General features: G+C 42.8%; 1 protein-coding gene. It reads right to left on the reverse strand.

The window, feature by feature from the left end; all coding sequences use genetic code 11:
- Window positions 1-67: 67 nt before the first annotated feature.
- Window positions 68-1,156 (reverse strand): DUF3792 domain-containing protein, encoded by a 1,089-nt coding sequence (locus ACFIKD_RS09475; protein ID WP_375647911.1) that lies wholly within the window; start codon window positions 1,154-1,156, stop codon window positions 68-70.
- Between the last annotated feature and the right edge of the window lie 59 nt (window positions 1,157-1,215).

Raw genomic sequence — 1,215 nt, forward strand, 5'->3', positions numbered from 1 at the left:
GAAATTTTGCAAAAAAAGCTGCATCATGTGTGCAGCTTTTTATGTGTTTGCTTTAGAGGTAGAAGTTTTAAAGCATGAAAGTATCCTTACGGCTTCTATAACCATAATAACCAAAAACACTGGAAACAATGGCGCCTACCAGACTTCCTAAAAAGCCCCACCATCCCATATTGGAGGCTGCTTTTGTAGCTTTAGTCGCAGTGTTTTTTACTCCCTTGATCGTATCCTCAAGTTTGTCCGAGAGTGTTTCTGCCTGTTCTTCAAGGGCTTTGATGGCTTTTTCGGTTTTTTCCTCGGCGCTTTGATAGAGTTGAACGGCACGGTTTACTGCTGTTTGTGCGTCCGAACGGGTCATGCCATCTTTTATGAGGGCTTCGATGATATCACTTCGATCAAATTTTGTCGTGAGATCTTCTACACGATCAGACAGGCGCTCACCAAGATTTTTTAAAGTGGTGCGATAGTGAGAAGGATCATTTTTGAAAGCTGTGATCGCAGAACCAATATCGTTGAGTGCTGCTTGATAGGTTTGTTTCAAGCGATCAGGGTTGAGAGCAGGAATGTCGCTTTTATTGAGAAGGGTGCGCAATTCACTACCAAGTTGGTCAAAATTGATACCATTGTCACTGTTTTTTGCAAAAAACTTTTCAAGACTTTCGCTGTTTAATTTTGCAAGTATGGGGGAAATATTGGTTTTGAGGCTGTCTACGGTTTGTTGGACCATGGAGCTGTTTTCGAGAGCAGTTTTAGCTCCTATCTTTGCTGTACTAGAAACCACGTGGATGGCTTGGAGGGTCATTAGCAATGTTATGAGAGCCCAAGTGAGAAAGCCATGAAGCGTCCCTGACGATTCAGCAAAACGTCCAGCTACAAAGCCTCCTAAGGCTAGGCTAATCAGTGTAACGATAATAGAACCCACGCCAAAGGAGAGGAAAGAGCCTTCAAATGGGGTTGAAGAGGTGAAATCCATTTGGCTTAAGCCTAAAGCTGCTACCAGAAAAGAGAGGCAGATTGAGGTGGCAAGGGCTGTCACCAATCCCGCAAAGATTGCGGACCATGAAATGGGTGTGTGAAAGAATGGATACTTTTCTTCTAGAGATGTTTCTCCTAGAAAATTCGTATCGAATGGTGTGTCTTCAGGAATGCGAGTTTCCATGTTTTATCTCCTTGAATATGCTGGAGATACAATGTCTTTTTGCCAATTATGTTCCAAAA

Origin of the sequence: Bartonella sp. CR84HXZ (assembly GCF_042194535.1) — a bacterium.
Classification (GTDB): domain Bacteria; phylum Pseudomonadota; class Alphaproteobacteria; order Rhizobiales; family Rhizobiaceae; genus Bartonella; species Bartonella grahamii.